This window comes from Kitasatospora sp. NPDC088134 (assembly GCF_044741705.1).
Classification (GTDB): Bacteria; Actinomycetota; Actinomycetes; order Streptomycetales; family Streptomycetaceae; genus Kitasatospora.
In genome coordinates, this window is sequence record NZ_JBIUTD010000028.1 from 52,224 (window position 1) to 77,711 (window position 25,488).

Sequence of the window (25,488 nt, forward strand, 5' to 3'; positions counted from 1 at the left end):
GGCTGAGGCGCTGCAGCAATTTGGCACGGCGTGTCGTGCGATCAAGCTGATTCTCAGACTATTTTGCCGGTATTTGTGGTGGCTCGCCCCACCCCGGAGCACCGGTCGATGCCATATCGATACCTGCATTCGAACAGGTATTCAATTATCCTCCGGCGGCCGGTTTCTGAGTCGCCGAAGGCGTTCCAGCAATCCGTCGGCGGCCTCGTCCACGGTGAGCGCGTACACCAGGTGGTCGCGCCAGTCGCCGTCGATGTGCAGATAGCGGGGGCGCATTCCCTCCGCCCGGAAGCCGAGTTTCTCCACCACCCGGCGGCTGGGCCGGTTCTCCGGACGGATGCACACCTCGACCCGGTGCAGACCGAGGTCGCGGAAGCAGTGGTCGACGGCGAGCGCGACGGCGGTGGGCATGATGCCGCGCCCGGCGACCGCCTCGTCCACCCAGTAGCCGACGTTGGCCGAGCACATCGAGCCCCAGGTGATCCCGCCCACCGTCAACTGGCCGACCAGGCGGCCCCGGTGGACCACCACGAAGGGCAGCATCCGGCCGGCCGCGGCCTCGCCGCGCAGGTAGCGGACCATCTGCCGGTAGGTGGGCCGGGGCAGCGGGGCGCGGCCGGGCGGCGCGGGCGGCACGGTGGCCTCCCAGCGGCGCAGCCACTCCCGGTTGCGGCGGCTGACCTCCTGCCACTCGGCCTCGTCGCGGCGCCGGATCGGCCGCAGCAGCACCTCCCCCTCGGCCAGTTCGACCGGCCAGCCCGCGTTCAGCGTCCGCTCCCGGCCTGATCGGCGGCGTCCGCAGCACCGGCGGCGCTCACGGCACCGGCCGCGTCCACAGCACCGGCGGCGCTCACAGCACCGGCGGCGTCCGCAGGCCCGTCGGTCCGCGGGTGGTCGCCGCCCGCCAACTGGTCGACGGCGTGCGGCAGCAGCGCGGCGAGCACCGCAAGACCGTCCCGGACGCCGCCGGTGGAGCCGGGCAGGTTGACCACCAGGGTGCGCCCGGCCAGCCCGGCCAGGCCGCGGGAGAGGGCGGCGGTGGGGACCGCGGCCCGGCCGTGCGCGCGGATCGCCTCGGGGATGCCGGGGATCTGCCGGTCGAGCACCCGGGCGGTCATCTCGGGGGTGAGGTCCTGCGGGGAGATGCCGGTGCCGCCGGTGGTCAGCACCACGTCGTACCCGGCGGCGACGGCCTCGCGCAGCGCCGCCTCGACCGGTTCCCCGTCGGGGACGACCAGCGGCCCGTCGGCGGTGAAGCCCATCTCCCGCAGCCCGGCGACCAGCAGCGGACCGCCCTTGTCCTGGTACACGCCGGCCGCGGCCCGGTTGGAGACGGTGACGGCGAGCGCCTTCACTCGGCCCCCTCCCCGCGGACCCAGTCGCCGCTCTTGCCGCCGGTCTTGCTGAGCACCCGGACGTCCTCGATCGCGGCGGCCTTGTCGACCGCCTTGACCATGTCGATCACGGTGAGCGCGGCGGTGGCGACGGCGGTCAGCGCCTCCATCTCGACGCCGGTGCGGTCGGCGGTGCGGACGGTGGCGGTGATCTCGACGGCGGTGTCGGTGACGGCCAGGTCGACGGTGGTGCCGGTGAGCGCGATCGGGTGGCAGAGCGGGATCAGCTCGGGCGTCCGCTTGGCGCCCATGATCCCGGCGATCCGGGCCACCGCGAGCGCGTCGCCCTTGGGGACGCCCTCGCCGCGCAGCAGTTCGACCACCCGGGGGGCGATCCGGACCCGGCCGGCCGCCACCGCGACCCGGGTGGTGGCGGCCTTCTCGGAGACGTCGACCATCCGGGCCGCGCCGGTGGCGTCGACGTGGGTGAGGCGGTCGCCGGGTGGTGTGTCGGTCACGTGGGGCTCCAGTGCGCGCTGCGAATCTCGCGCTACCGTACAGCCCCGCCGCGGTCAGTCCGTGAGAAGGACCACATCGACGGTGCTGCCGGCGGGCAGCGCGGTGGTGTCCTCGGGCACGGTGATCAGGCAGTCGGCCAGGGCCAGCGCCCCGACCAGGTGCGACCCCTGGCCGCCGACCGGCGCCACGGTGCCGGCCGCCGGGTCGTACCGGCCGCGCAGGAACTGCCGCCGCCCGGCCGGGGAGCGCAGCGCGGCGGTGGTGGCGGCCCGCACCACGGGGCGGTGCACGTCGGGGGCGCCGAGCATGGTGCGGATCACCGGGCGGACGAACAGCTCGAAGGAGAGGTACGCGCTGACCGGGTTGCCGGGCAGCGCGAGCAGCGGCACGCCGGGGCCGATCCGCCCGAAGCCCTGCGGCTTGCCGGGCTGCATCCGCAGCCTGCGGAAGTCCACCCCGCCGTAGTCGGCGAAGACCTCCTTGACCACGTCGTACGCGCCGACCGAGACGCCGCCGCTGGTGACGATCAGGTCGGCCCGGCCGAGCTGGTCCTCCAGCACGGCGCGCAGCGTGGCGGCCTCGTCGGGGACGCCGCCGACCCGGAAGGCGACGGCGCCGGCCGCGATCGCGGCGGCGGTCAGCATGTACGAGTTGGAGTCGTGGATCTGCCCGGGCCCGGCCTCCTCGCCGGGCGGGACGAGTTCGCTGCCGGTGGAGAGCACCACGACCCGGGGCCGGGGGCGGACCTCGACGGTGCCCCGGCCGATCGCGGCGAGCAGGCCGAGCTGGGTGGGCCCGAGCACGGTGCCGGCCCGCAGCACGGTGTCCCCGGCGGTGACGTCGCTGCCGCGCCGCCGGATGTGCGCGCCCTCGGCGACCGGGCGGAGCACCCGCAGTTCCTCGCCCTCGGTGGCGGGGCCCATGCTGTCGGCGGCCCGGCCGGTGCCGGTGCCGCCGTCGGTCCACTCGACCGGGGCGACGGCCTCGGCGCCGGGCGGGACGGGCGCGCCGGTCATGATCCGGGCGGCCTGGCCGGGGCCGACCGCGGGGAGTTCGCCGGCCCCGGCGGCGATGTCGCCGACCACGGCGAGCACCGACGGGTACTGGGCGGTGGCCCGGACGGTGTCGGCGGTGCGCAGCGCGTAGCCGTCCATCGAGCTGTTGTCGAAGGGCGGCAGGTCGCCGTCGGCGCGCACGTCCCCGGCGAGCCGGCAGCCCTGGGCGTCCAGCAGTTGCAGCTCGATGGGCGGCAGCGGGGCGACGTCGGCGAGCACGTCGGCGAGGTGCTCGTCGACCGTCCACAGGCGTGCCGGGGCCGGGGCACCGGCCTCCTCCGCGCAGCAGGGGTCGGGCTTCCCGGTCATCGCCTCACGCTCGCCTTCGTGCTCGCCGTCCACGCGTCCCGCGGCCCGGCGGGTGGCCGGGCCGGGTCTCAGCCCTGCAGTTCGGCGGCCACGAACTGCCGCAGCCAGCTGCGGAATTCGGGGCCGAGGTCGTCGCGCTCGCAGGCCAGCCGGACGATCGCGCGCAGGTAGTCGGCGCGGTCGCCGGTGTCGTAGCGGCGGCCCTTGAACAGCACGCCGTGCACCGGACCGCCGTTGTCCTCGTCGCGGGTGGCGAGTTCGCGCAGCGCGTCGGTCAGCTGGATCTCGCCGCCGCGGCCGGGCGGGGTCTCGCGCAGCACGTCGAAGACGGTCGGGTCGAGCACGTAGCGGCCGATGACGGCGTAGTTGGACGGCGCGTCGGCGGTGTCGGGCTTCTCGACCAGGTCGGTCACCCGGAAGACGTCCTCGCCGAAGCCGTTCGGCTTGACGGCGGCGCAGCCGTACAGGTGGATCTGCGCGGGGTCGACCTCCATCAGGGCGACGACGGAGCCGCCGAGCTCCTGCTGGACCTCGATCATCCGGGCCAGCAGCGGGTCGCGCGGGTCGATCAGGTCGTCACCGAGCAGAACGGCGAACGGCTGTCCGGCGACGTGCTGTTCGGCGACCGAGACGGCGTGGCCGAGGCCCTTCGGGTCGCCCTGCCGGACGTAGTGCATGCTGGCGAGCTGCACGGACTCCTGCACGCGGCGCAGTCGCTCCTGGTCGCCCTTGCGGGCCAGCAACTCCTCCAGCTCGTAGGCCCGGTCGAAGTGGTCCTCCAGGGCGCGCTTGTTGCGGCCGGTCACCATCAGTATGTCGGACAGGCCCGCGGCGGAGGCCTCCTCGACGACGTACTGGATGGCGGGCTTGTCGACGACCGGCAGCATCTCCTTGGGAGTGGCCTTGGTCGCGGGGAGGAACCTGGTGCCGAGTCCGGCGGCCGGGACAACTGCCTTGGTGACCGGCCTACGGGCGTGCGTGTTCGTCATGCGTCGACCTTACTGGGGCTGGCATTCCACCCTGCTGAGCGCAAGGTGAATCGGTTGTTAAGGCCTGTCACCTGCGGCGCGAGGTCCGGCGGTGGTCGCGTGCGGGGTGAGGGAAGCCTCGCCGGGGCCGGGAGACACCTTACCGGGCGCCTTCGGGGCGTTCGGCCCTGCGGGGCCGGTGGGCACCGGATCGGCCGAACGCCAGCAGTCCCCGCCGGCGGCCCGGGCCGCGGCGAGCGCGCGGTCGGCGGAGCGCAGCAGCACCGCGGCGTGCGCGCCGTCCCGGGGCAGCACGGCCAGGCCGATCGCGGCGGTCAGTCCGCTGCGGGCGTCGGGGGCGGCGGCCTCGCCGGGGTGGCGGTCCGTCAGCCGGTGCCGCCGGACCGACCAGCACAGCCGCTCGGCGACCTGGGCGGCGCCCTCCGGGCCGGTGTCGGGCAGCAGTACCAGGAACTCTTCGCCCCCGTACCGTCCGAGGGTGTCGCAGCTGCGGATCTCCACCGCGAGGCGCTGGGCGAGGTCGCGCAGCATGGTGTTGGCGCGGGCCCGGCCGTGCTCGTCGACCAGGGCGTCGAAGCCGGCCAGTTCGACCATCAGCACGGCCAGCGGTCGGGGCTCGACGGCGACCGCCTCGGCCCGGCGGGCCCGTTCGATCTCCCGGTCCAAGGTGAGCTGCAGGTGACGGTAGTTCCACACCCCGGTGAGCGGATCGCAGGAGGCGGTGCGGCGCAGCTCGTCCCGTTCCCCGGCCAGTTCCGCGATCTTCGCCAGGAGTTCGGCCTCCCGCGCGCGCCGACCGGCCCGGTCCCGGCGGCCGCGCAGCACGGCGGCGCCGGCCGCCGCGGGGGCGACGGCACCGAGCGCGGCCAGGGCCTGGAGCAGGAGCGGGGTGGACATGCGGCGCCCTCGACGTGTCAGGCTCGTGTCACCGCCCGGGGCGGACGACGGAGCTGAAGGGATGTGGACGGTGACTGCGGATCAGTTGTCCAACGACAAGGCGGCGCTCAGGACACGGCTGCTCGCCGAACGGCGGGCGCTCGGCGCCCCGGAGCGCGCCGCGGCCGCCGCCGCCCTGGCCGGGCACGCGGCCGGGCTGGTCCCGCCGGGCGGCACCGTCGCCGCGTACGTCTCGGTCGGCGCCGAGCCCGGCACCCGCCCGCTGCTGGCCGCGCTGGCCGCCGCCGGGGCGACGGTGCTGCTGCCGGTGCTGCTGCCCGACAACGACCTGGACTGGGCCCGCTACACCGGCGACGCGGACCTCGCCCCGGCCGCCCGGGGCCTGCTGGAGCCGGTCGGGCCCCGGCTCGGCCCCGACGCCGTCACCACCGCCGACGTGGTCCTGCTGCCCGGCCTGGCGGTCGACGCCCGCGGCACCCGGCTGGGCCGCGGCGGCGGCTCCTACGACCGGGTGCTGGCCCGGCTCCGGGCGGCCGGCGCGACCCCGCTGCTGGCCACCCTGCTCTACGCCCACGAGCTCCGGCCCGCCGTCCCCGCCGAGCCGCACGACCTCCCGGTGCACGCGGCGGTCACCCCGGCGGGGGTCACCCGGTTCTGAGGCCGCTCCGGGGGCACCGGGAACACGGCGGGGCCGGGAGCGACGGATCGCTCCCGGCCCCGGTCCCGCGCGCCCGTGGTCAGGCGGCGTACCAGTCGTTGGTCTCCGGGGTGCCGTAGACGGTGATGTGCTCGCCGTCGGCGTCGTCGAAGGTGTCGGTGCCGACGGTGAAGCTGCTGCCGTTGGGGCGGATGCCCTTGATGGTGACGTGCTCGCTGCTGCGCCCGCTCAGGTAGAGGGAGGCGCAGCCGCCGTTGGCGGCGGCGACGCGGGTGGCGAGGCCGCCGCGGTCGGTGAAGACGAGGTAGGCGGGGTAGTTGCCCTTGGTGCAGACGCTGATGTTCGGGAGCGGCTGCAGGTTGGAGCTGTCAGAGGCGGCGGCCGGGGCGGCCAGGGCCACGCCGGAGACCAGGCCGGCGGCCAGCAGCAGGCCGGTGGCCCGGACGGAGTGCGAAGTGATGGACATGTGGTCCTCCGAGGTCGTGGTGCGGCAGGGGGCTCTCGTGCCCCCGGTCCACTCAACGGCCTTGCGCGCGGGGCCGGTTCAACGGGAAATCGGGCCCGGCGCACAGGTGGCGGCACGAAGAACGGGGCCCCAACGCGAAGTTGAGGCCCCGTCAGAAAGCGTGCCGGGTCAGCCGGTCAGCCGCAGGGTGTTCCGTCCCGCCTTGGCGACGGCGTCCTTGCCGTAGGCCCAGGGCAGCAGTTCGCCCTTGGCCCAGAGCTCGGTCTGGTCGTTGTAGTTGGCGTGGAAGGCGTGCCCGGACGCGCCGCCGACGTTGATCCAGCGGGAGGCGTCGAAGTTGCTGAGGTCGACGACCATCCGCATCGAGGGGATCCAGTCCACCTCGTAGCCGGCCGCGGCGTTCCAGCCGGTGGCGTCGACCGCGGCGCTGCCGCCGGAGAGCTTGTAGGGACCCCGGTCGAGCAGTCGGCGCACCACGCCGGAGGCGATCGAGGAGTCGTCGCTGCCGAGCGTGGGCTCCTTCAGGGTGAGCCGGTGCAGGCGGCCCCAGCTCCAGGTGGAGATGTCCTTGCTGAGGCGCGAGGTGAGGTCCTGGCGGGCGTCCTTGAGGGCCTCGGCGAGCAGGTTGTCGAGTCCGTGCTGCGGCTGGTGGTTGGAGTCGATGTAGTCCCACCACGACGACTTGGGGTTGGCGAGCTGCTGGCGGACCACCTCCGTCCAGCGGTCGCCGCCGTCCGGCTGGGCCTGCGAGGGCTTGCGGGTGCCGCACTCGGTGACGGCCTGCACGGCGCCGCCGAGGGCGTCGTCGGGCAGCGTGTTGTCGCGCTTCTGCCGGACCAGCAGGCAGTCGCCCTCGACCCGGAGGTCGGCGGGGAACTTCTGCCCGAAGGCGAGGGTGAGCAGCGCCCGCCAGACGCCGTTGTAGTACGCGGCGGCGGCGGAGTCGGCGTCCTGGTGGTAGTTCCAGTCCTTCAGCAGGTCCTGGGCCTCGCGCACGTAGGGGTCGTCGATCTTGACCTTGAGCAGCAGCGGGACGAGCTCCTTGGCCAGCACGCTGGTGTTGTCGAGCTGGATGGCCTGCATGTCGTCCGGCGAGATCCGGCCGCCGTTCTTCAGCTTCTCCTGGATCTGGTCGGTGATCTCCTTGGCCCGGGTGCCGTACTCCCAGTCGGTGGTGAGCGACGGCTTGTAGGTCTGGTCGACGACGGCCTGGTTGGCCGTCACGATGTAGCCCTCGGGCGGGTTGTAGGCGTAGGGCAGCGACTTGAACGGCAGGAAGTTCGCGTTCCAGGCGTAGCCGGAGTCCCAGCCGGGGGCGGGGTAGCGGCCGTCGCCCTTGCCGCGGACCGGGATCAGGCCGGGGGCCTGGTAGCCGATGTTGCCCTTGGTGTCGGCGTAGATCAGGTTCTGCGCGGGGACGGCGAAGTCCTGGGCGGCGGCCCGGAACCCGGCGAAGTCGGCGGCCCGGTCGAGCTTGAAGACGGCGTCCATGGTCTTCCCGGGCACCAGCGCGGTCCAGCGCAGTGCGACGCCGTAGCCGGCCGCCCGGTCGGGGGCGGTGAGGCCGGCGGGGGCGTTGCGGCCGACCTTCTGCTCCTCGGAGGACTGGTCGGAGATCAGCGGCATGCCGTCCTGGGTGGTGCGGACGGTGATGGTGCGGTCCTCGCCGCCGGCCACCTTGACGGTCTCCTTGCGGACGGCGAACGGGACGTCCTTGCCGTCGAGCAGGTAGGTCTCGGGGCCGGTGACCTTCTCCAGGTAGAGGTCGGTGACGTCGGCGCCGAGGTTGGTGAAGCCCCAGGCGATGTCCTTGTTGTGGCCGATCACCACGCCCGGCATCCCGGCGAAGGTGTAGCCGGCCACGTCGTAGCCGCAGCTCGGCGAGGTGCTCCGGCAGTGCAGGCCCATCTGGTACCAGATGGACGGCATGCCGGGGCCGAGGTGCGGGTCGTTGGCCAGCAGCGGGCTGCCGGTGGTGGTGTTCGCGCCGGACACCACCCAGGAGTTGGAGCCGATGCCCTGCCCCTGCGGGCCGAGCAGTTGCGGCAGCGCGCCGACCTTGCCGGACACGTCGCCGAGCAGCGCCTGCGCGGCGGCCCGGGCCTGCGCCCCGCCCGCGGGGGCGGTGCCGGGCACGGCGGGCACGGTGGCGCCGGCGCCCGGGGTGTAGGTGCCGTCGGCGGCCAGCTTGCCGGTCTTCACGATGGTGCCGTTGCGGTCGTACGGGTACGCCGGGTACAGCTGCTCGATCTGCTCGGCGCCGAAGTCCTGGGTGAGCAGCGAGCGGTCGATCTCCTCCTGCAGGTTGCCGGACAGGCTCCAGGCCATCGCCTTGAGCCAGGCGACCGAGTCGACCGGGTCCCACTTCTCCGGCGTGTAGTCGGAGTTGACCGCGCCGAGCAGCGCGTACTCCAACGAGGCGCCGGCCCCGCCGGGGTGCTCGGCGAGCCAGGCGTTGACGCCCTCGGTGTAGGCGGTCAGGTGGCGCTTGGTGTCCTCGGACAGGACGGTGTCCCACTCCTTCTGCGCGACCTGGCGCCAGCCCATGGTGCGCAGGAAGGTGTCGTTCTCGACCGCGCTGGAGCCGAACATCTCGGCGAGCCGGCCGGCGGTGACGTGCCGGCGGACGTCCATCTCCCAGAACCGGTCCTGGGCCTGCACGTAGCCCTGGGCGCGGAACAGGTCGGCGTCGGTGTCGGCGTACAGCTGCGGGATGCCCTTGTCGTCGCGGACCACGTCCACCGGGGCGGACATGCCGGGCACCTTGACGGTGCCGCTGACCTGCGGGAAGGAGGAGCGGACGGTGTCCACCGCCCACCAGCCGCCGCCCGCCAGACCCGCCACCAGCAGAACGGCCAGCAGGATCACGATCAGACGTGCGCGCCGGAACTTCTTCGAGCGGGGCATCCCAGTCCTTGTTTGAGGGTGCGGTTTTGAGGGTGCGGCCGTGACAGGTCACCACATTAGGGCGACGGCGCGGGCGGCCGTGCACGGGGGACACCGGCGGTGGGTCGACGGTGCCGTTGGGACCTTACTCGGCCCGGGGCGGGGAGCGGTCCTGGCGTAAAGATCAAGTAAAATGTTAGACTGAGTAACGAACTGAGCAACGATCCGTCAGAAGCCCTTCCGCTGCCAGAGGTGCCCCTGCGTGACCGTCGACCGCCTGAACACCCTGCTCCTCGAGTCGGCCGTGATCCTGCTGTTCGCCGTGGTGGCGGTGCGGATCTCCACCCGGTCCGGACTGCCCTCGCTGCTGATCTACCTCGGGATCGGGGTCGCGCTCGGCCAGAACGGCATCGGCGTGGACTTCGACGACGCCGAGCTCACCCAGGTCCTGGGCTACGCGGCCCTGGTGGTCATCCTCGCCGAGGGCGGCCTGAAGACCAGCTGGCGGTCGATCCGGCCGGTGGTCCCGGCCGCCGCCGTGCTGGCCACCGCCGGCGTCGCGGTCTCGGTGTTCGTCACCGCCGCCGGCGCGCACTGGCTGGTCGGCCTGGACTGGCGCACCGCGCTGCTGCTCGGCGCGATCGTCTCCTCCACCGACGCCGCCGCGGTCTTCTCGGTACTGCGGATGGTCCCGCTGCCCAAGCGCCTCACCGGCCTGCTGGAGGCCGAGTCCGGCTTCAACGACGCGCCCGTGGTGATCCTGGTGGTGGCCTTCGCCACCGCCGGCGAGCTCGACCCCTGGTACGTACTGGTCGGCACCATCGTGGTCGAGCTGGCGATCGGCGCGGCGGTCGGGTACGCGGTCGGCCGGCTCGGCGCCTACGCGGTGCGCCGGGTCGCGCTGCCCTCCTCCGGCCTGTACCCGATCGCGGTGCTGGCGCTGATCGTGCTGGCCTACGCGGGCGGCGCGCTGCTGCACGCCTCCGGCTTCCTGGCCGCCTACCTCGCCTCGGTGATCCTCGGGAACTCCAAGCTGCCGCACGGCCCCGCGGTGCGCGGCTTCGCCGACGGCCTGGCCTGGATCGGCCAGATCGGCATGTTCGTGGTGCTCGGCCTGCTGGTCACCCCCGCCACCATGGGCTCGGCGCTGGTGCCGGGGCTGGTCGCGGGCGCGGTGCTGGTGTTCGCCGCCCGGCCGCTGTCGGTGCTGCTCACCATGACGCCGTTCCGCGTCCCCTGGCGCGAGCAGGCCCTGCTGTCCTGGGCCGGCCTGCGCGGCGCGGTGCCGATCGTGCTCGCCACCATCCCGCTGGTCTCCGGCGCGGCCGACGCCCGGCAGCTGTTCAACGTGGTCTTCATCCTGGTGGTGGTCTTCACCCTGCTCCAGGGCCCGACCCTGCCGCTGGTCGCCCGGTGGCTGCGGATCGGCGAGGGCGACCTCGGCCAGGACCTCGGCATCGAGTCCGCCCCGCTGGAGAAGCTGCACGGCCACCTGCTGTCGGTGCAGCTCTCCCCCGGCTCCCGGATGTCCGGCGTCGAGGTCTCCGAGCTGCGCCTGCCCAAGGGCGCCGCGGTCACCCTGGTGGTGCGCGAGGGCTCCAGCTTCGTCCCGGACCGGATGACGGTGCTGCGCGAGGGCGACGAGCTGCTGGTGGTCACCACCGACGCGGTCTCCGAGGCCGCCGAGCGCCGGCTGCGCGCCGTCGACCAGGGCGGCAAGCTCGCCGGATGGCTGCACAACGCCGAGGATTCACCTTCCCTTCCCAGGAAGAAGCCGCGCTGAACCGCTAAGCTGAAGGCAGAACCCCTAGATTTTTTCCGTACCTGCCTGATGCAGAGTCGGCGCGACCGCTCGGCGGCCGGGCCCCGCGGCACACCGTCCGCGGCCCGGTAACAACCCCGGTCGACGCGCGAGAGGACGACTCTCGGCGCCGGACCGGTCCACTCCCGACCGCCCTCCCGCGCTACCAGGCAGCAGAGAGGACCGACCGTGGCGGCCCGCCGACCGGTCGACGACCCCACCACCAGCGGCACCGGCTACGGGGCGCTGCTGCGCACCCCCGGTTCCTGGACCTTCCTGCTCCCCGCCCTGGCGGCCCGCCTGCCGTACGCCATGCTCAGCCTGGGCATCGTGCTGCTGGTCCACGACACCACCGGCTCCTACGGCCTGGCCGGCTCGGTCGCGGCGGTCGCCGCCGTCGCCCAGGCCCTGGTCGGCCCGCAGACCGGCCGGCTGGCCGACCGGTACGGCCAGGCCGCCGTGCTGGTCCCCACCGTGGTCGTGCACGCCCTCGCGGTGGCCGCGCTGGTCCTGCTGGCCCGCTCCGGCGCCCCCGACTGGACGCTGTTCCTGGCCGCCGCCCCGGCCGGTGCCGCCGTGCCGCAGGTCGGCGCGATGGTCCGGGCCCGCTGGGTGCACCGGCTGGGCGCGCGCCCGGCCCTGCTGAACACCGCCTTCGCCTTCGAGTCGGTCACCGACGAGTTCACCTTCGTGGTCGGCCCGATGCTGGCCACCGGCGTCGCCACCCTGGCCGACCCGTCCGTCGGCCTGGCCGCCGAGGCCGCCCTCACCCTGCTCGGCGGCCTGGCCTTCGCCGCCCGCCGGGACACCGCCCCGGTGCCCACCGGCCCGGCCGCCCCCGGCCACCGGCGCGCCTCCGCGCTCGCCTCCCCCGGGGTCCGGCTGCTGGCCGGCGCCTTCCTGGGCCTGGGCACCGTCTTCGGCACCCTGCAGGTCTCGATCACCGCCTTCGCCGAGGACGCCGGCTCCGGCGGGCTCAGCGGCCTGGTCTACGGCCTGTTCGCCACCGGCTCGATGGTGGCCGGCGTGCTCTACGGCCTGGTCCCGTGGCGCTCCGGCGCCCGGCAGCGGATGGTCGCCTGCTACGCGCTGCTGGTGCTCGGCTGCTCGACCCTGTGGGCGATGCCGAACCTGGTCGCGCTGACCGCGGCCTGCCTGTTCTGCGGCCTGGCCATCGCGCCCACCCTGATCACCGGCTACACCCTGGTGGAGTCGCTGGTCGCGGACGGCGCCAAGACCGAGGCGTTCACCTGGCTGACCGGCGCGATCGGCCTCGGCCTGGCCCTCGGCTCGACCGCCGCCGGGCAGCTGATCGACCGCTCCGGGCCCTCGCTCGGCTTCACCGTCGCGCTGGCCGGCTCCGGCCTCGGCCTGGTGGCGCTCGTCACGATGCGCGGTCTGCTGGCCGCTCCGGCCCCCGCCGCACGTACCGTGGCCGGGGGAGGGATCGTCCGCGAACAGCTGGCCGGCGCCGCCCGCCGCGGCTGAGCCGCTGGACTCCACCAGCGGAATGCCGCATCATGGACCGTCGTTAGCACTCATGGCGTGAGAGTGCCAGGGGGAGTGACAGGAGGAAGCGGAAAGTGCCCACGTACCAGTACCAGTGCACCGAGTGCGGCAACGGCCTCGAGGCGGTGCAGAAGTTCAGCGACGACGCGCTGACCACGTGCCCCGACTGCCAGGGGAAGCTCCGCAAGGTCTTCTCGGCCGTGGGCGTGGTCTTCAAGGGCTCCGGCTTCTACCGCACCGACAGCCGCTCCGGCTCCAGCAGCTCGGTGGCCTCGTCCTCGACCTCCTCGACCTCTTCGTCGTCGACCTCTGCCTCTTCGGCGTCCGCTCCGTCGACGTCCTCGTCGTCCTCGTCGTCGAGCGGCTCCGGCTCCGCGTCCACCGCGAGCTGAACCCGTCGCACCGAGCCCCGGTCCGCCGTGCGGACCGGGGCTCCGGCGTACCCGGATCCGGGCGGTCACGGGCGATACTCCGAACGGCGCAGCGCCCTCACCCGGACGGGTGAGGGCGGTTGTCCACAGGGCGGGGTTTTCCACAGGGTGCGGAAGCGGCGCGCGGGGCGGGGGCGACGGGGCGCAGGATGGCCGGCAGTTCCCCCGCCCCTCCAGGAAGGGCCCGCCGCCGTGACCGCCGCCGTGTTCCCCCCGCTGCCCGCCGTGCTCGTCCCGCCGCGCCGCGAGGTGCCCGATTTCCCGCCGATCCGCGGCACCGCGCGGGGTCGCCCGCGCTGGCGGCACGCGCTGCGGCGGTGTCCGGGGCTGTTCGCCGCGGGCGCCCTCGCGCTGGCGGCGGCCCTGGTGTCCGGCCCGCCGCACCCGGGCGGCGCCGACCGGGCACCGGCCGCCGGCTGTCCCCAGGCGTCAACCGGAGGACCGGGAATTCACCCGTGACCTCCGCGCGGAACCACCGTTCGACGCGGCATGAAAGGCTTCAAGGAATTCCTGCTCCGCGGCAACGTGGTGGACCTGGCCGTCGCCGTCGTCATCGGCGCGGCCTTCACCGCCGTCGTCAACGCGTTCGTCAAGGGCGTGATCGACCCGTTGGTCGGCCTGTTCGGCACCAAGGACCTGTCCGCCTACAGCTCCTGCCTCAAGGGCCCCTGCGAGGTGGATGCCGCCGGGAACGTCACGTCCGGCATCTTCATCCTCTGGGGCTCGGTGCTCAGCGCCGCGCTGACCTTCCTGATCACCGCCGCCGTCGTCTACTTCCTGCTGATCCTGCCGATGAACCACTTCATGCGGAAGCGCAAGAGCGTGGAGGAGGAGGCGCTGGAGGCCGAGGCCAAGGAGGTCGAACTGCTCACCGAGATCCGCGACGCGCTGGTGCGCCGCTGACAGTCGCCTCTCGCGCCGTCGGCCACTTCTCGCCGTCGGCTACTTCTCACCGTGGTGCGGGGGCCGCTGGCTGCGGTACCAGTCCAGCCCCCGCTCCCCCGGCGAGTCGCCCCAGCCGCGGTCGGTGTCGTCGGCGGTCTGCTGCTCGAACGGGTCCCGGAAGACCAGGCGGGGCCGGGGGGCGGGTTCGGGCCGGGGCTCGGGCTGCGGTGCGTCCGGGGAGGTCATGCCTCCACTGTAGGACCGCCGCGGGCCCCGGCGGCCCGCCGGCTACGCGGCCTCGAAGCCCGCGTGGTCGGCGATCTTCTTCAGCTCCGCCAAGGCGTGCTTCTCGATCTGGCGGATCCGCTCGCGGGTCAGGCCGTGCTGCTTGCCGACCTCGGTCAGGGTCCGCTCGCGGCCGTCCTCCATGCCGTAGCGGCTGCGGATGATCGAGGCGGTGCGGTCGTCCAGTCGGCCGATCAGGCCGTCCAGCTCCTCGCGGCGCATCATCACCATCACCGCGTCCTCCGGGGAGACCGCGCCGGTGTCCTCCACCAGGTCGCCGAACTGGGTCTCGCCCTCGTCGTCGACCGCCATGTTGAGGCTGACCGGGTCGCGGGACCAGTCCAGCACGTCCTTCACCCGCTGCTCGGTGCTGTCCAGCTCGGCGGCGATCTCGGCCGGCTCGGGCTCGCGGCCGAGCTCCTTGGCCTTCTCACGCTGCACCCGGCGGATCCGGCCCAGCTCCTCGACCAGGTGCACGGGCAGCCGGATGGTGCGGGACTGGTCGGCGATCGAGCGGGTGATCGCCTGCCTGATCCACCACGTCGCGTAGGTGGAGAACTTGAAGCCCTTGGAGTAGTCGAACTTCTCCACCGCGCGGACCAGGCCGGCGTTGCCCTCCTGGATCAGGTCGAGCAGCGGCAGGCCGCTGCGCGGGTAGCGGCGGGCGACCGCGACCACCAGGCGCAGGTTGGAGCGGATGAAGACGTCCTTGGCGCGCTCGGCGTCCCGCGCCAGGAACTCCAGTTCCTCGACCGTCGTGCCCGCGGGCGGCTCGCCCTCGTCGAGCAGGTGCTGGGCGAAGACGCCGGCCTCGATCCGCAGGGACAGCTCGACCTCCTCGGCGGCGTCGAGCAGCGGCGTCCTGGCGATCTCGTCGAGGTACATGCCGACCAGGTCGCGGTCGGCTTCGAGATTGGTCGGGCGGGCGGCGCGAGTCCGATCGGCCCGGTCGCGTACGACGGCACGGGTGGCCATGCTTGCTCCCTCACTGACACTGCCGGGGGCGCTCCGTTCCGCCGCTCGGCACGGGTGCGCGGGCCGGTTGCGGCCCACACGTAACGATCCAACGCACAGAAATCGGACAACATTCCCAAGTGACTCAGTTTTTCACCGAGGATGCAGTATCCTGCCGATTTTCATCTCCGTGATGGACGGAGCGTGACCCGGTCGACACGGGGCGCGCACACCGTGCGTCCACCGGATCGGCGCACGGCCTTCGCGGCGCGTCCGCACAACCGATGCCGAATCGCTATCGCTCCACGGCCCGTTCGCCGCCCGGCGCTGGGAAGGTGTCTGTCATGCACCAGCCCAGTGACTCCGGGGCGGCGGCCGCACCGGGCGGGCGCCGGGGAACGCACCGCCACCCCTTCCAACGCCGCAGGGTGCTCCGTTGTGCCGGGGCGGCGCTGGCGGCCGCGGCGCTGCTCGCGGTGCTGCTGGTGCTGGTGCGGGCCGGCTGGGCCCCGCTGGCCCGGCTGGACCTGGGCTGGACGGCCGGGCTGCACCGGTACGCGGTGCGGCACCCGGTGTGGACGGCGTCCGTGCAGACCCTGGCCGACCTGGGCGCGCCCTGGGTGCTGCGGACCCTGCTCGGGGCGGTCGCGCTGTGGCAGTGGGCGCTGGGCGCCCGGGTGCTGGCGGCCTGGACGGCGGCGCAGGCGCTGGCGGCCTGGCTGGCCGCCGGGGCGGGCCGGGAACTGATCGGCCGGGTCGGACCGCGATTCGCCGACCCGGTGGCCGCCGGCCCCGACGGCACCTTCCCGTCCGGGCCCGCGCTCACCTCGGCGGTGGCCTGCGGAGCGCTGCTGGCCCTGGTGTGGCCGCGGGCCGACCGGGCGGTGCGGGCGGTCGCGGGCACCGCCGCCGCGGTGACGGTGCTGGGCGCCGGCTGGAGCGGGGTCGCGCTCGGCACGCACTGGCCCAGCGACGTGCTGGCGGCCTGGCTGGCGGCGGTCGCGCTGCCGGCCGGGGTGACGCTGGCGGTGGAGCTGTGGCTGCCCGGCCGGCTGGGCCGGGACGTCCGGCTGCTGCGCCGCCGGACCCGCCCCCGGGTGCAGCGGGTGCTCGCACCGCCGCTGCCGCTGCCGCTGCCGGAGTCCGCGCCGGAGCGCGATCCGGGGCGCCCCTGACGGGTCGTGATCAACGTCACACGCCCCGGCGGTTCGTCCGGCGGAGGGAACGGGCAGGCCCGGCAAATCGCCGGTTTCCCGGCACCGGCGCCCCGCCCCGCCGGCCCGGCCGGCCTCCCCGGGGCCCCCGCGGGCGGCACCCGACTCCCCATCAGGTGCCGAGTTGCGGCAGACTTCTGCGGCTGGATGCAGCCTGCAACCGGCAGGTGGAGCCCAGGCCAGGCCCGGTCTCCGCGCACACATCCCACAGGGCGCCGGACGGGCACCGAGCTACGGGGGGTCCGACGACCTTGCACACCACGGACGGCGCCAACGACCCCTACGGCCGGCCGGGCGGCCCCGCACTGCCGCCGCACGACCCGTCGCAGGCCCCGTCGCACGGCCTGCCGAACCACCCGCCGAACCATCCGCCGTACGACCCGCCGACCGTGCAACTCGGCCGGGTCGCCGGGCCGCCCCCTGTCCCGGTCGTCCCGCCGCAGGCCCCGCCGGTGCCCGCCGTCCCGCCGCAGCGGGCCGAGCCGGACGCCGGGGCCGAGCCGGACGGGGAGAGCACCGGACCCGCCGCGAAGCCGGCCGCGTCCACCGCCCGGAACGGGATGATCATGGCGCTGGGCTCGCTGGCCTCGCGCGCGCTGGGCTTCGTGCGCAGCGCGGTGCTGGTGGCGGCGCTGACCACCGGGCCGGTCGGCGAGGCGTTCAACGTGGCGAACTCGCTGCCGAACATCGTCTACATGATGCTCATCGGCGGTGCGCTGGCCTCGGTGTTCGTGCCGGAGCTGGTGCACGCGATGCAGACCCACCGGGACGGCGGCCAGGCGTACATCGACCGGCTGCTCACCCTGTGCACGGTGATCCTGGTGGTGCTGACGGTCGGCGCCTGGCTGTTCGCCCCGCAGATCGTCGACCTGTACTCGGAGTTCGACGGCGCGCAGCGCGACCTGGCGATCGCCTTCGCCCGGTACTGCCTGCCGCAGATCTTCTTCTACGGCGTCTTCACGCTGCTCGGCCAGGTGCTCAACGCCCGGGACCGGTTCGGCGCGATGATGTGGACGCCGGTGCTGAACAACGTGGTGGCGATCGCGGTGTTCGGGATCTTCCTGTGGATCGGGCACGACGCCACGCAGGTCGGCGGCATCACCTCCGGCGACACCCTGCTGCTGGGCCTCGGCTCGACCCTGGGCATCGTGGTGCAGGCCGCCGCGCTGCTGCCCTCGCTGCGCAGTTCCGGGTTCCGCTACCGGCCGCGCTTCGACTGGAAGGGCGCGGGCCTGACCCGGCCGCTGCGCTCGGCGGGCTGGGCGCTGCTGCTGGTGGTGGCGACCCAGCTGTCCTTCGCGGTGGTGACCTCGCTGAGCACCGGCGCGGGCGCGGCCGCGGCGAAGGAGGGCATCGCGGGCGGCCACGGCTTCTCCGCCTACACCAACGCGTACCAGCTGTTCATGGTCCCGCAGGGCGTGATCACGATCTCGATGGTGACGGCGCTGCTGCCGGGCCTGTCCCGGGCGGCCGCGGCGGGCGACTACCGGAAGATCGGCGAGGACCTGTCGGGGATGCTGCGCTCCTCGGCGGCGATGATCGTCACCGCCTCGGTGCTGTTCGTCGCGCTGGCCCCGCAGATCGCCATGGCGGCGTACGGCTACGGCTCGGGCAGCACGGTGCGGGCGGACGCGATGGTGGTGGCCACCCTGCTGATGGCCTTCGCGGTCGGCCTGCCGGCGTTCTGCGCGCAGTACGCGCTGGCCCGCGGCTTCTACGCGATCAACGACGCCCGGACGCCGTTCTGGATGACGCTGATCACCACCGCCTCGAACGCGGTGCTCTGCCTGGTGGCGTACGAGACGCTGTCGCCGCGCTACATCGTGGTCGGCATGGCGGTGGCGCACAGCCTGGCCGCGCTGGTGTCGGTGGTGGCGACCGGCGGGGCGCTGGGGCGCCGGCTGCGCAAGGGGCCGGCGGCTCCCGCCGCCGCGCCCGCCGCGTCCGCCGGGCCGTCCGGGCCGGACGCCACCCTGGTGCTGCGCAAGGACGCCGTCGCGGCGGGCGCGAACGCCACCGTGGACTTCGGGGTGCTGCGCGGCGGCAAGGGCCGCAGCGGGTTGGCGGGCGGCCGGCTGGTGACGCTGCACCTGGGGATCGCGCTGGCCTGCCTGCCGGGCGCGCTGGCCGCGCACTGGGTGGCGGGGCGGTTCGGCCCGACCCTGCTGGGCAGCGCGGCGGGCCTGGCGGCCGGCTCGCTGCTGGTGCTGGTCTCGCTGTTCGTGCTGGCCCTCCCGCTGGGCGTGAGCGGCGCGGTCTCCCCGTTCGCCCGCCGCCTGCGCATCCCGTACCCGTCCCCGACCGTGGTCGGCAAGCACCGCCGCTGAGCGTCCCCGACGGGGCGTCAGGCGGGGGCGTCCTCGGCGGCCTCCAGCCAGCCGAGGGCGGCGCACTGGATGCCGGCCTGGAAGCGGCTGCGGGCGTCCATCCGGACCATCAGGTCGGCCATCATCCGGCGGACGGTGCGCAGCGAGACGCCCAGGCGCTGGGCGGCGCGCTCGTCGGTGAGGCCGTCGGCGAGCAGGCGGAGCAGTTCGCGCTCCTGGCCGGTGAGGCCGCGGGGGTCGCGCTGCGGGCTCTCGCCGAGCGGGCGGGCGTGCTCCCAGACCTGGTCGAACAGCGCGCGCAGGGCGGCGACCACGCCGGGGCTCTGCAGCAGGACGGCGCCCTTGCGCGGGTCCTCCGGGTCGATCGGGACGATCGCGGTGGCGTTGTCGACCACGATCATCCGCAGCGGCAGGGTGGGCGCGGTGCGGACGGCGCCGCCGAGGCCGTGCAGCCAGCGGGCGTACTGGACGGTGGCGGGGTCGTTGCGGACGCTGTCCTGGTAGACGGTGCGCATCCGGACGCCGCGTTCCAGGGTCTCCTGGTCGAGGACCCGGCTGGCCTCCATCACGGGGGCGGGCTGCGGGCCGCCGGGGGCGAAGGAGAGCACTTCGGCGGTGGCGTCGGAGGCGAGCTGGATCAGCCGGTCGCGGACCTGGTCGAGGCTGGCGAGCATCTCGATGCCGCGCTGCTCGCCCGGGGTGTGCAGGCTGGCGTACTCGGCGATCAGCCCGGCCATCGCGGCCCGGCTGCGTTCGGCCTCGCGCTGCCGGCGCAGTTCCTCGGCCTCCTGGTGGGCGAGCAGGGCGGCGAGGCCGCGCTCCGGGTTGACGGCCCGCCAGCGGGTGCCGCAGCTGGCGGGGCGGGTCAGGGCGAGGTCGGCCAGCCGGTCGAGGGCGGCGCACACCTCGGGCTCGGTGCTGCCGAGGTGGTCGGCGAGGCCCCCGGTGTCGAGGTCGGGGTGCAGGAGCATGGCGCGGTAGACCGCCTCGCCGAAGGCGTCCAGCCCGATCGGGCCCCCCGGGGTCACCTGCCGGTCCTGGGTACGGGCCGTCCGGTGCCGGTGTGCGCCGCTCTGCCCATCCTCGACCTCCAACAACGCACCGCGCGGTGGACTGCGCCCCCCGGCTCCGTACCGACCGGCCGTCAGACTAGCGCCGACCGGGTGACGGATAGAACTGGCTTGCGGAGATTCTGTCCCACTGATGGGCGAAGCGTGAAGAGCGCCCGGCAACTGTCATCTTCGTGCCAGGCATCGATCTGACACCCGCTCAGTCCCCCGGCGGGCCCCGGGATTTGCCACGCTGGACGGGTGTACGCGATCCGTCTGGAGCTGATGCCGCCGGCCGGGCCGGGCGGCCCCGCGGAAACGGCCGGGGCCGGGCCGGTGCGGGCGGCGCTGCTGCGGCTGCCGCTGCCCGGGGCCCGGGTCTGCCACGCCCGGGTGCTGGCGGTGGCGGGCGGGCTGGCCTCGGTGTGCTTCCTGGCGGCCCCCTCGCTGCTGGCCGCCGAGCGGGCGCTGCGGGCGGGCGCGGCCGGCCTGGTGGACCCGGCGGGCCCGCTGGCGGGCTGGACGGTGGAGCGCTGCGAGGCGGACCCGTGGATCGCGCTCGGCCTGTGGCAGGACCGGGCCAGGAGCTGACGTCCGGCGCGGCAGCAAGGTGCCCGGCGCCCCCGCCCGGCTCCGTCCCGAGCGGGGCCCGAGGAGGGCCCGAGCGGGCCGCGGTAGTGGATTCCCGCAGGCCGGGCCATGGATCAGGCTCCGTCAGGACTTCGCAAAGTCCGTGTCGACGGGGTGTCAGGAGCTGGCCGCTGAGTGTCACGGCACCCTGGTGCCAGCTCCGGGTGCTGACAGCGGGGTGCCCCGGGGAGCACTCTCGTTGTTGTCAGCAGGACGGCGGATCGGAACCGCGGCAGCAGCCCCCGGCGGGGGACGCGGACCGGCCACCTGACGGCGGATCACCACACGCCCCGGTGGCAGCCCGGGGCTCGGCAGAAGCTTGAGAGGATCGGGCACTCCCATGGCGCTGAACATCCGTTTTGTCACGATTGCGGTCATTGGTGCACTGGCGGTCGGCGGGGTCGCCACCGCCGCCGAACTGGCCGGTCCGGCCCGGCCGGGCGCGGTCGTGACGGCCGACGGAACCACCGCGGACGGCCCGCAGCAGCCGGCCGACAGCGCCAACGCGGTCGTGGTGGGTCCGAGCGTCCCGCCGAGCCCGGCCCCGTCCGGCAGCCCGACCTCGACCACTCCCCCGCACTCGGACACCTGGGGCTGGGGCTGACCGGACCGACACCACGCCATTCGAGAAGCGACCCGGGGAGGTGCGCTGATGACCACCGCACTGGAACGCCCGCCCGTGCAGCGGGCCCTGCCCCAGCCGCTCCCGCCGCTGACCGCGGCGGTGGCGGTGAGCCCGACCAGGATCCTGCTGGCCGACGGGCACCACCTGTTCCGCTCCGGCCTGGGGGCCCTGCTGGACCGGGAGGAGGACCTCGCGGTGATCGCCGAGGCGGCCGGCGCCGAGGAGGCCGCGGCGGCGGCCCCGCGGGTGCGGCCCGCGGTGGCGGTGCTCGGGCTCGACCCGGAGCAGCCGGACGGCGCGGCGACGGCGCAGCGCCTGCAGCAGGCGGCGCCGGGCACCGCGGTGCTGCTGCTGGTGCCGGCCCTGCCGCGGACCGCGGAGTCCCGGCGGGCCCTGGTGGAGGGCGCGGCCGGGGTGCTGCTGAAGGACGTGCAGGCGGCGGCGCTGATCGCGGCGGTGCGCGAACTCGCCCGCGGCGGGCGGGTGTACGACCCGCGGCTGGTGCTGGACGTGGTGCGGACGGGCCAGGGCAGCCCGCTCAGCCGGCGCGAGCTGGCGGTGCTCGGCGAGATCGCCGAGGGCGCCACGGTGCGGGAGGCGGCCGCGGCGCTGTCGCTCTCGCCGGGGACGGTGCGCAACTACGTCTCGGCGGCGATCGCCAAGACCCGGGCCCGCAACCGCTGCGACGCGATCCGGATCGCCCGCGAGTGCGGCTGGCTGTAGGACCTCCCGAACGTACGCAGGCTCGCCGACGACCCGTCAGATTCCCGCTGACGGGTCGCAGGCGTGCGTGCGGGCGGGCGCGTTCAGAAGTTCTCGCCCAGCCCCTCCCCCGCCCGGGCGGCGGCCACCACGTCGGCGAACCGGTGCGCGGTGCGCGGGACGTTCGTCGGACGGCTGCCGATCAGGAACTCGCCGACCGAGGACTCGGCGGTCCAGTCCAGGCCGAGCGCGCGGGCGGCGGCGTCGGTGTCGCCGGAGCCGAGGCCGCAGGGGGCCAGGCCCATCGCGGTGGCGACCAGGTAGAGCGTCTGGTAGAGCACGCCGACGTGCTTGAGGGTCAGCGCGTAGGCGATCTGGCTGTACTTCCAGGACAGCCGCCCGAACCGGCTGGTGACGGTGAGCAGCACCTGCGGGTCGACGCTGCAGGCGGCGGCGCGCCAGGCGGCGGTGACGAGTTCGCCGAACGCGGCCTCCTCGCCGGGGTGCTGGAACGGGCGGGGGCGCAGCCGGTGGGCGGCCGCGTCGTAGCGGTAGACGCCGGGCTCCAGGCCGACGCACTTCACCACCGAGAGGTAGACCTCCAGTTCGCCGGTGGCGCCGCCGGCCGGGTAGGGGCGTTCGACGCCGTCGTAGCCGTGCGGGTCGGCGGGGTCGCCGGGGATGATCCGGCGGACCCGGGCCACCCGGTAGAGCAGTTCGGCGAGCTGGTCGAGCGTCACGGGGGTGTCGGCGTAGCTGCGGACCGAGCGGCGGCCCTCCAGCACCTCGCTGAGCGCGGGGTCGCGGGCGACCACGGTGTCCCAGTCGGGGACGGGCAGGTCGATGCCCTCGCCCTGTTCGCGGGCGCCGGTGCCGGAGACGGCGGGCAGCTGCGGGACGTCCTGGTGCGAGTAGACGCCGCCGGCCGGGTAGTCGTGCCGGCCGGCCCGGCTGCGGGCGTGGAACAGCAGGTCGTGGAAGTCCCAGAGCGGGGCCTCGGCGCCCTGGCCGGCCTCCAGGAAGCCGCCGCCGGCCAGCAGTCCGGCGAGCGCCTCGCCCTCCTCGGCGGACAGGCCCGCCAGCAGGGCCGCCTCGGCGGCGGTGCGGCTGGTGCTGAGCGCGGCCACGAAGGCGCCGCCGGCGGCCTGGTGGACGGTGAGCCGGAACGGCGCCATCGGGGATTCCAGCACGCAGGACTCGCCGTCGCCCTCGGGCAGCCGGCGCAGGTAGGCGAACCGGGAGAGCACCAGCGGGCCGGTGGGACGGGCGAATCCGGGCAGGCCGGCGAACCGGGCGATCGGGACGGCGGTGGCGAGCGGGGCGCCGAGGCGGTCCGCGACGGTGGTGGTGACCAGGTACGGGAAGCGCTCCAGCAGCTTGAGCAGCCTGGCCTGGTCGAGCACCAGGTCGTCCAGGTCGGCGTGGGTGCGGGTGAGTTCGGCCAGCGCGGCGACGGTGCGCTCGCCGAGCGCGTGGACCCGCTGGTGACCCCACGGGTGGGTGAGTTCGACGTCGCCGCCCTGGGCGGTGACCTCCACCTCGGGTCGCAGGCGGAGCAGGCGGCGCAGCCGGCGGTCGCCCCCTTCGAGGGGGGTGGGCGGCAGGGTTTCGATGACGGTCATGGGTACCTCCCCGGGTGGGCGGGGCAGCCGGGCCCGGCTGCCCCGCACGGTCGGTCAGATGAAGATCGGGATCGGGTTGAGCTCGCTCTCCGGGGTCGGGGCGTCCAGCCAGCCGAGCCGGACCGGGACGTCGTAGAGCCGGCCGGGCGCGTACCTGGCCCAGAAGTGCCGCATGCCGGGGACGATCACCCGGGCGACGGGCAGCCCCACGTCGGGGCGGGTCTGGTCGGCGACCAGGAACTCCATGCCGTGGTCCTCGACGATCCGCTGGACCAGCGTCAGGTCGTCGGCGAGGTCGGGGCCGGCCAGCGGCAGCCAGCTGGCGGGGGTGGAGCGGGGGGCCGCGGAGGGCCGCAGGTGGGGCTGGTTGGCCAGGGTGGCGGTGGTCCACCAGCGCTTCTGCTCGGGGTCGGCCCCGGCGTAGCCGACCCGGCCGTGCTCGTCGCCGACCACCGGGCCGAGGAACTGGTTCATCTCGGTGAGGGCGCGGGTGAGCGCGATGTGCGGGTCGAGGTGCGCGCCGAACGCGATCAGCAGGTCCTCGTTGGTGCCGGAGCCGGGGTCGGCGTCGGTGCGGCGGGAGAACGCGCCGACCACGGGGATGCCGAGGTCGCTGGTCAGGTCGAGCGCCCAGATCTCCCGGTTCAGGCCGCGGTAGACCTCGCGCAGTTGGTCGGTGTAGGGGTCGCCGAAGGAGTCCAGGTCGACGGCCGGGCGCTGGACCCGGTTGTACCACCAGAGCGCCACGGCGTCCCGCTCGACGAGTTCGAAGAAGCCCTGCAGCACGGCGTCCTCGAAGGAGGTGCCGGCCGCGCAGCCGTTGGAGTCGCCGGCCGCGAAGAACCGGCCGCTGTGCCGGTAGCCGTAGTACATCGCCTGGGTGGGCAGCCAGCGCTGCCGCTGCTCGGTGAGCGACCAGGCCGGGGACCACTCGATCCGGTCCTCGGGGCGGAACCGCTCCGGGACGACGTTGAACATCGACTGCTTGACGTTCCAGCGGTCGCGCTCGGCGTACTGCCGCTCGGAGTAGAGCAGGGTGCGCTCGGGGTGGATGGCGGCGTCGCCGAGTTCGGCGAAGGTCGCGGTGCGGCGGGCCTCGTCGCCCTGGAAGACGCCGGAGAAGCGCTCCATCGCCTCGCCGAGCGCGGAGGCCCGGGCCTGGACGTCGGTGCGGCCCTTGCCGCAGCTGATCGAGCGCAGGCCGGTGCGCAGCTGGCGCAGGTTGCCGCTCTGCCGGGCCAGGTTCTGGCCGGAGACGTAGACCCGCAGGCCGGTCGGGGTGTGCGCGGCGGGGACGAGCGCGGTGACCACGCCGGTGATCGGGCTGAGCTGCGGGCGGTACTTCTCCAGCATGTCCTCGGGCGAGGCGGAGCGGTGCCCGCCGTCCGCGGTGAACGCCTTCGGGCGGGACTCGAACCGGACGGGGGCGAGCTGGCGCTGCGACACCAGGCTGTCGTCGCCGCAGGCGGGGCACTGCGGGCGGCGCACCAGGGTGTGCTTCTCGCTCTCCAGCAACACGGTGTCCAGCGTGGTGACGGCGGCCTGCACGGGGCGGGCACCGGCCAGCCACTTCACGGTCTCCAGGGCGGCGAGCTGGGTGCCGAGGGCCAGGGTGGCGGGCAGGTGGGCGCCGGAGGTGGAGATCGGCTCGTCCTGGCCGAGGCGGTGCTGCAGGTAGCTGAGCGACTGCCGGTTGGCGGAGAGGCGGTGGGTCAGGCACTCCCAGCAGCCGGAGCCGTCGGCGGCGTCGGTGCCGCCGGTGCCGGGGGCGTCGGGGGTGAAGACCGGGCCGACCCAGACGATCGAGCCGACCGGGCGGGCCAGCAGCCAGGGGCGGCCGTCGGCGAGGGCCTGCCGGTTGCGTTCGGCCAGGCCGGGGTGCAGGTAGTCGTCGGTGAGGGCGACGGTGAACCCGGCGTCCTGGTCGACGGTGACCCCGGCGGCGGCCAGCGCCGCCAGGAACGGGGCAGCGTCCAGGTCGCCGTGCACCTCGACCCGGACGGTCGCGGTGCGCAGCGCGGTCACCGCGGCGTCGCCGTCCTGCCCGGCCATCTCGAAGAAGGCGGCGGCGGGGCGGTCGGTGCCGGGGTCGGCGGCGGTGATCCAGCCGCCGGCCCGGAGCTTGTCGACGCCGAGGCCGACCTTGTCGGCGGGGACGGTGCCGTCCAGGGCGGCGCCGATCTGCTCGGCGGTGCGGGTGCCGTCCAGCAGCGGGGCGAGGGCGAGGGCGAGCTTGCCGTCGACCACCGAGACGCCGCGCTCGGAGACCAGGTAGACGGCCTCGCCGTCGACCACGTAGGGGGTGAAGTGGCGCTTGAAACCGATGAGTTCGGACATGGCG

At 74.6% G+C, this 25,488-nt stretch carries 23 protein-coding genes; 10 read left to right on the forward strand and 13 right to left on the reverse strand.

Annotated features, from left to right (window positions below; translation table 11 throughout):
* Positions 1-141: 141 nt before the first annotated feature.
* The 6 genes from ACIOHG_RS31350 to ACIOHG_RS31375 form a co-directional block, all read right to left on the reverse strand.
* Positions 142-768: a GNAT family N-acetyltransferase gene (locus ACIOHG_RS31350; protein ID WP_400955707.1), complete on the reverse strand. Its 627-nt coding sequence runs from the start codon at positions 766-768 to the stop codon at positions 142-144.
* Positions 765-1,355, reverse strand: coding sequence for a molybdenum cofactor biosynthesis protein B (locus ACIOHG_RS31355; protein WP_400955637.1), 591 nt, complete (start codon positions 1,353-1,355; stop codon positions 765-767). Before ACIOHG_RS31355 ends, ACIOHG_RS31350 begins: the two co-directional genes overlap by 4 nt.
* Positions 1,352-1,792: a cyclic pyranopterin monophosphate synthase MoaC gene (gene moaC, locus ACIOHG_RS31360; protein WP_400955709.1), complete on the reverse strand. Its 441-nt coding sequence runs from the start codon at positions 1,790-1,792 to the stop codon at positions 1,352-1,354. Before moaC ends, ACIOHG_RS31355 begins: the two co-directional genes overlap by 4 nt.
* A gap of 114 nt (positions 1,793-1,906) precedes the next feature.
* A complete protein-coding gene (gene glp, locus ACIOHG_RS31365; protein ID WP_400955638.1) occupies positions 1,907-3,217 on the reverse strand; it encodes a gephyrin-like molybdotransferase Glp in 1,311 nt (436 codons plus the stop codon).
* A gap of 68 nt (positions 3,218-3,285) precedes the next feature.
* Positions 3,286-4,206, reverse strand: coding sequence for a UTP--glucose-1-phosphate uridylyltransferase GalU (gene galU, locus ACIOHG_RS31370; protein ID WP_400955640.1), 921 nt, complete (start codon positions 4,204-4,206; stop codon positions 3,286-3,288).
* Between the two features lie 57 nt (positions 4,207-4,263).
* Complete coding sequence (locus ACIOHG_RS31375; protein ID WP_400955641.1) at positions 4,264-5,103, reverse strand: GGDEF domain-containing protein; 840 nt, start codon at positions 5,101-5,103, stop codon at positions 4,264-4,266.
* A gap of 61 nt (positions 5,104-5,164) precedes the next feature.
* On the opposite strand from ACIOHG_RS31375, the gene ACIOHG_RS31380 reads away from it, so the two are divergent.
* Positions 5,165-5,761 (forward strand): 5-formyltetrahydrofolate cyclo-ligase, encoded by a 597-nt coding sequence (locus ACIOHG_RS31380; protein ID WP_400955642.1) that lies wholly within the window; start codon positions 5,165-5,167, stop codon positions 5,759-5,761.
* Positions 5,762-5,840: 79 nt separating this feature from the next.
* Here ACIOHG_RS31380 and ACIOHG_RS31385 read toward each other — a convergent pair whose 3' ends face one another.
* Positions 5,841-6,227 (reverse strand): hypothetical protein, encoded by a 387-nt coding sequence (locus ACIOHG_RS31385; protein ID WP_400955643.1) that lies wholly within the window; start codon positions 6,225-6,227, stop codon positions 5,841-5,843.
* Between the two features lie 168 nt (positions 6,228-6,395).
* Entirely contained in the window at positions 6,396-9,134 is a 2,739-nt protein-coding gene (locus ACIOHG_RS31390) for a penicillin acylase family protein (RefSeq protein WP_400955645.1), read from the reverse strand.
* Between the two features lie 241 nt (positions 9,135-9,375).
* Between ACIOHG_RS31390 and ACIOHG_RS31395 the strand changes: the two genes are divergently transcribed.
* The 4 genes from ACIOHG_RS31395 (at position 9,376) to mscL (ending at position 13,757) form a co-directional block, all read left to right on the forward strand.
* Complete coding sequence (locus tag ACIOHG_RS31395; protein WP_400955646.1) at positions 9,376-10,896, forward strand: potassium/proton antiporter; 1,521 nt, start codon at positions 9,376-9,378, stop codon at positions 10,894-10,896.
* A 207-nt stretch (positions 10,897-11,103) separates the two neighbouring features.
* Complete coding sequence (locus ACIOHG_RS31400) at positions 11,104-12,402, forward strand: MFS transporter (RefSeq protein ID WP_400955647.1); 1,299 nt, start codon at positions 11,104-11,106, stop codon at positions 12,400-12,402.
* A gap of 95 nt (positions 12,403-12,497) precedes the next feature.
* The gene (locus ACIOHG_RS31405) at positions 12,498-12,815 is read left to right on the forward strand and encodes an FmdB family zinc ribbon protein (RefSeq protein WP_400955648.1); all 318 of its coding nucleotides are present in this window, start codon (positions 12,498-12,500) and stop codon (positions 12,813-12,815) included.
* Between the two features lie 528 nt (positions 12,816-13,343).
* Complete coding sequence (gene mscL / locus ACIOHG_RS31410; RefSeq protein ID WP_400955650.1) at positions 13,344-13,757, forward strand: large conductance mechanosensitive channel protein MscL; 414 nt, start codon at positions 13,344-13,346, stop codon at positions 13,755-13,757.
* 39 nt (positions 13,758-13,796) lie between these two features.
* On the opposite strand, the gene ACIOHG_RS31415 is transcribed toward mscL, so the two are convergent.
* Together ACIOHG_RS31415 and ACIOHG_RS31420 are read right to left on the reverse strand one after the other, a co-directional pair.
* The gene (locus tag ACIOHG_RS31415; protein ID WP_400955651.1) at positions 13,797-13,985 is read right to left on the reverse strand and encodes a hypothetical protein; all 189 of its coding nucleotides are present in this window, start codon (positions 13,983-13,985) and stop codon (positions 13,797-13,799) included.
* A 42-nt stretch (positions 13,986-14,027) separates the two neighbouring features.
* Entirely contained in the window at positions 14,028-14,999 is a 972-nt protein-coding gene (locus ACIOHG_RS31420; RefSeq protein WP_400955652.1) for a sigma-70 family RNA polymerase sigma factor, read from the reverse strand.
* 323 nt (positions 15,000-15,322) lie between these two features.
* On the opposite strand from ACIOHG_RS31420, the gene ACIOHG_RS31425 reads away from it, so the two are divergent.
* Both ACIOHG_RS31425 and murJ read left to right on the forward strand, forming a co-directional pair.
* A complete protein-coding gene (locus tag ACIOHG_RS31425; protein WP_400955654.1) occupies positions 15,323-16,153 on the forward strand; it encodes a phosphatase PAP2 family protein in 831 nt (276 codons plus the stop codon).
* Positions 16,154-16,443: 290 nt separating this feature from the next.
* Positions 16,444-18,519 carry a murein biosynthesis integral membrane protein MurJ gene (murJ, locus tag ACIOHG_RS31430; RefSeq protein WP_400955655.1) on the forward strand — a complete coding sequence of 692 codons (2,076 nt, stop codon included), beginning with the start codon at positions 16,444-16,446 and terminating at the stop codon, positions 18,517-18,519.
* Between the two features lie 17 nt (positions 18,520-18,536).
* Here murJ and ACIOHG_RS31435 read toward each other — a convergent pair whose 3' ends face one another.
* A complete protein-coding gene (locus ACIOHG_RS31435) occupies positions 18,537-19,547 on the reverse strand; it encodes a LuxR C-terminal-related transcriptional regulator (protein WP_400955657.1) in 1,011 nt (336 codons plus the stop codon).
* A 282-nt stretch (positions 19,548-19,829) separates the two neighbouring features.
* Here ACIOHG_RS31435 and ACIOHG_RS31440 point away from each other — a divergent pair, with 282 nt between their 5' ends.
* The 3 genes from ACIOHG_RS31440 to ACIOHG_RS31450 all read left to right on the forward strand — a co-directional run bounded on the left by ACIOHG_RS31440 (position 19,830) and on the right by ACIOHG_RS31450 (position 21,546).
* Complete coding sequence (locus ACIOHG_RS31440) at positions 19,830-20,159, forward strand: hypothetical protein (RefSeq protein ID WP_400955659.1); 330 nt, start codon at positions 19,830-19,832, stop codon at positions 20,157-20,159.
* Between the two features lie 379 nt (positions 20,160-20,538).
* A complete protein-coding gene (locus ACIOHG_RS31445) occupies positions 20,539-20,802 on the forward strand; it encodes a hypothetical protein (RefSeq protein WP_400955660.1) in 264 nt (87 codons plus the stop codon).
* Between the two features lie 48 nt (positions 20,803-20,850).
* Entirely contained in the window at positions 20,851-21,546 is a 696-nt protein-coding gene (locus ACIOHG_RS31450) for a response regulator transcription factor (RefSeq protein WP_400955662.1), read from the forward strand.
* A gap of 83 nt (positions 21,547-21,629) precedes the next feature.
* Here the strand turns inward: ACIOHG_RS31450 and ACIOHG_RS31455 are convergent, their stop codons facing one another.
* Both ACIOHG_RS31455 and ACIOHG_RS31460 read right to left on the reverse strand, forming a co-directional pair.
* Positions 21,630-23,147, reverse strand: coding sequence for a SagB family peptide dehydrogenase (locus ACIOHG_RS31455; RefSeq protein ID WP_400955664.1), 1,518 nt, complete (start codon positions 23,145-23,147; stop codon positions 21,630-21,632).
* 54 nt (positions 23,148-23,201) lie between these two features.
* On the reverse strand, positions 23,202-25,484 hold the full coding sequence (locus tag ACIOHG_RS31460) for a TOMM precursor leader peptide-binding protein (RefSeq protein WP_400955666.1): 2,283 nt from the start codon (positions 25,482-25,484) through the stop codon (positions 23,202-23,204).
* Positions 25,485-25,488: the final 4 nt, after the last annotated feature.

What these genes read in the sequence shown, in the direction of transcription:
- moaC (WP_400955709.1), bottom strand. Translation starts at nt 1,792, where the DNA reads ATGGTCGACGTCTCCGAGAAGGCCGCCACCACCCGGGTCGCGGTGGCG.
- glp (WP_400955638.1), bottom strand. Translation starts at nt 3,217, where the DNA reads ATGACCGGGAAGCCCGACCCCTGCTGCGCGGAGGAGGCCGGTGCCCCG.
- galU (WP_400955640.1), bottom strand. Translation starts at nt 4,206, where the DNA reads ATGACGAACACGCACGCCCGTAGGCCGGTCACCAAGGCAGTTGTCCCG.
- ACIOHG_RS31375 (WP_400955641.1), bottom strand. Translation starts at nt 5,103, where the DNA reads ATGTCCACCCCGCTCCTGCTCCAGGCCCTGGCCGCGCTCGGTGCCGTC.
- ACIOHG_RS31380 (WP_400955642.1), top strand. Translation starts at nt 5,165, where the DNA reads ATGTGGACGGTGACTGCGGATCAGTTGTCCAACGACAAGGCGGCGCTC.
- ACIOHG_RS31385 (WP_400955643.1), bottom strand. Translation starts at nt 6,227, where the DNA reads ATGTCCATCACTTCGCACTCCGTCCGGGCCACCGGCCTGCTGCTGGCC.
- ACIOHG_RS31390 (WP_400955645.1), bottom strand. Translation starts at nt 9,134, where the DNA reads ATGCCCCGCTCGAAGAAGTTCCGGCGCGCACGTCTGATCGTGATCCTG.
- mscL (WP_400955650.1), top strand. Translation starts at nt 13,344, where the DNA reads ATGAAAGGCTTCAAGGAATTCCTGCTCCGCGGCAACGTGGTGGACCTG.
- ACIOHG_RS31415 (WP_400955651.1), bottom strand. Translation starts at nt 13,985, where the DNA reads ATGACCTCCCCGGACGCACCGCAGCCCGAGCCCCGGCCCGAACCCGCC.
- ACIOHG_RS31420 (WP_400955652.1), bottom strand. Translation starts at nt 14,999, where the DNA reads ATGGCCACCCGTGCCGTCGTACGCGACCGGGCCGATCGGACTCGCGCC.
- ACIOHG_RS31425 (WP_400955654.1), top strand. Translation starts at nt 15,323, where the DNA reads ATGCACCAGCCCAGTGACTCCGGGGCGGCGGCCGCACCGGGCGGGCGC.
- ACIOHG_RS31445 (WP_400955660.1), top strand. Translation starts at nt 20,539, where the DNA reads ATGGCGCTGAACATCCGTTTTGTCACGATTGCGGTCATTGGTGCACTG.
- ACIOHG_RS31450 (WP_400955662.1), top strand. Translation starts at nt 20,851, where the DNA reads ATGACCACCGCACTGGAACGCCCGCCCGTGCAGCGGGCCCTGCCCCAG.
- ACIOHG_RS31455 (WP_400955664.1), bottom strand. Translation starts at nt 23,147, where the DNA reads ATGACCGTCATCGAAACCCTGCCGCCCACCCCCCTCGAAGGGGGCGAC.
- ACIOHG_RS31460 (WP_400955666.1), bottom strand. Translation starts at nt 25,484, where the DNA reads ATGTCCGAACTCATCGGTTTCAAGCGCCACTTCACCCCCTACGTGGTC.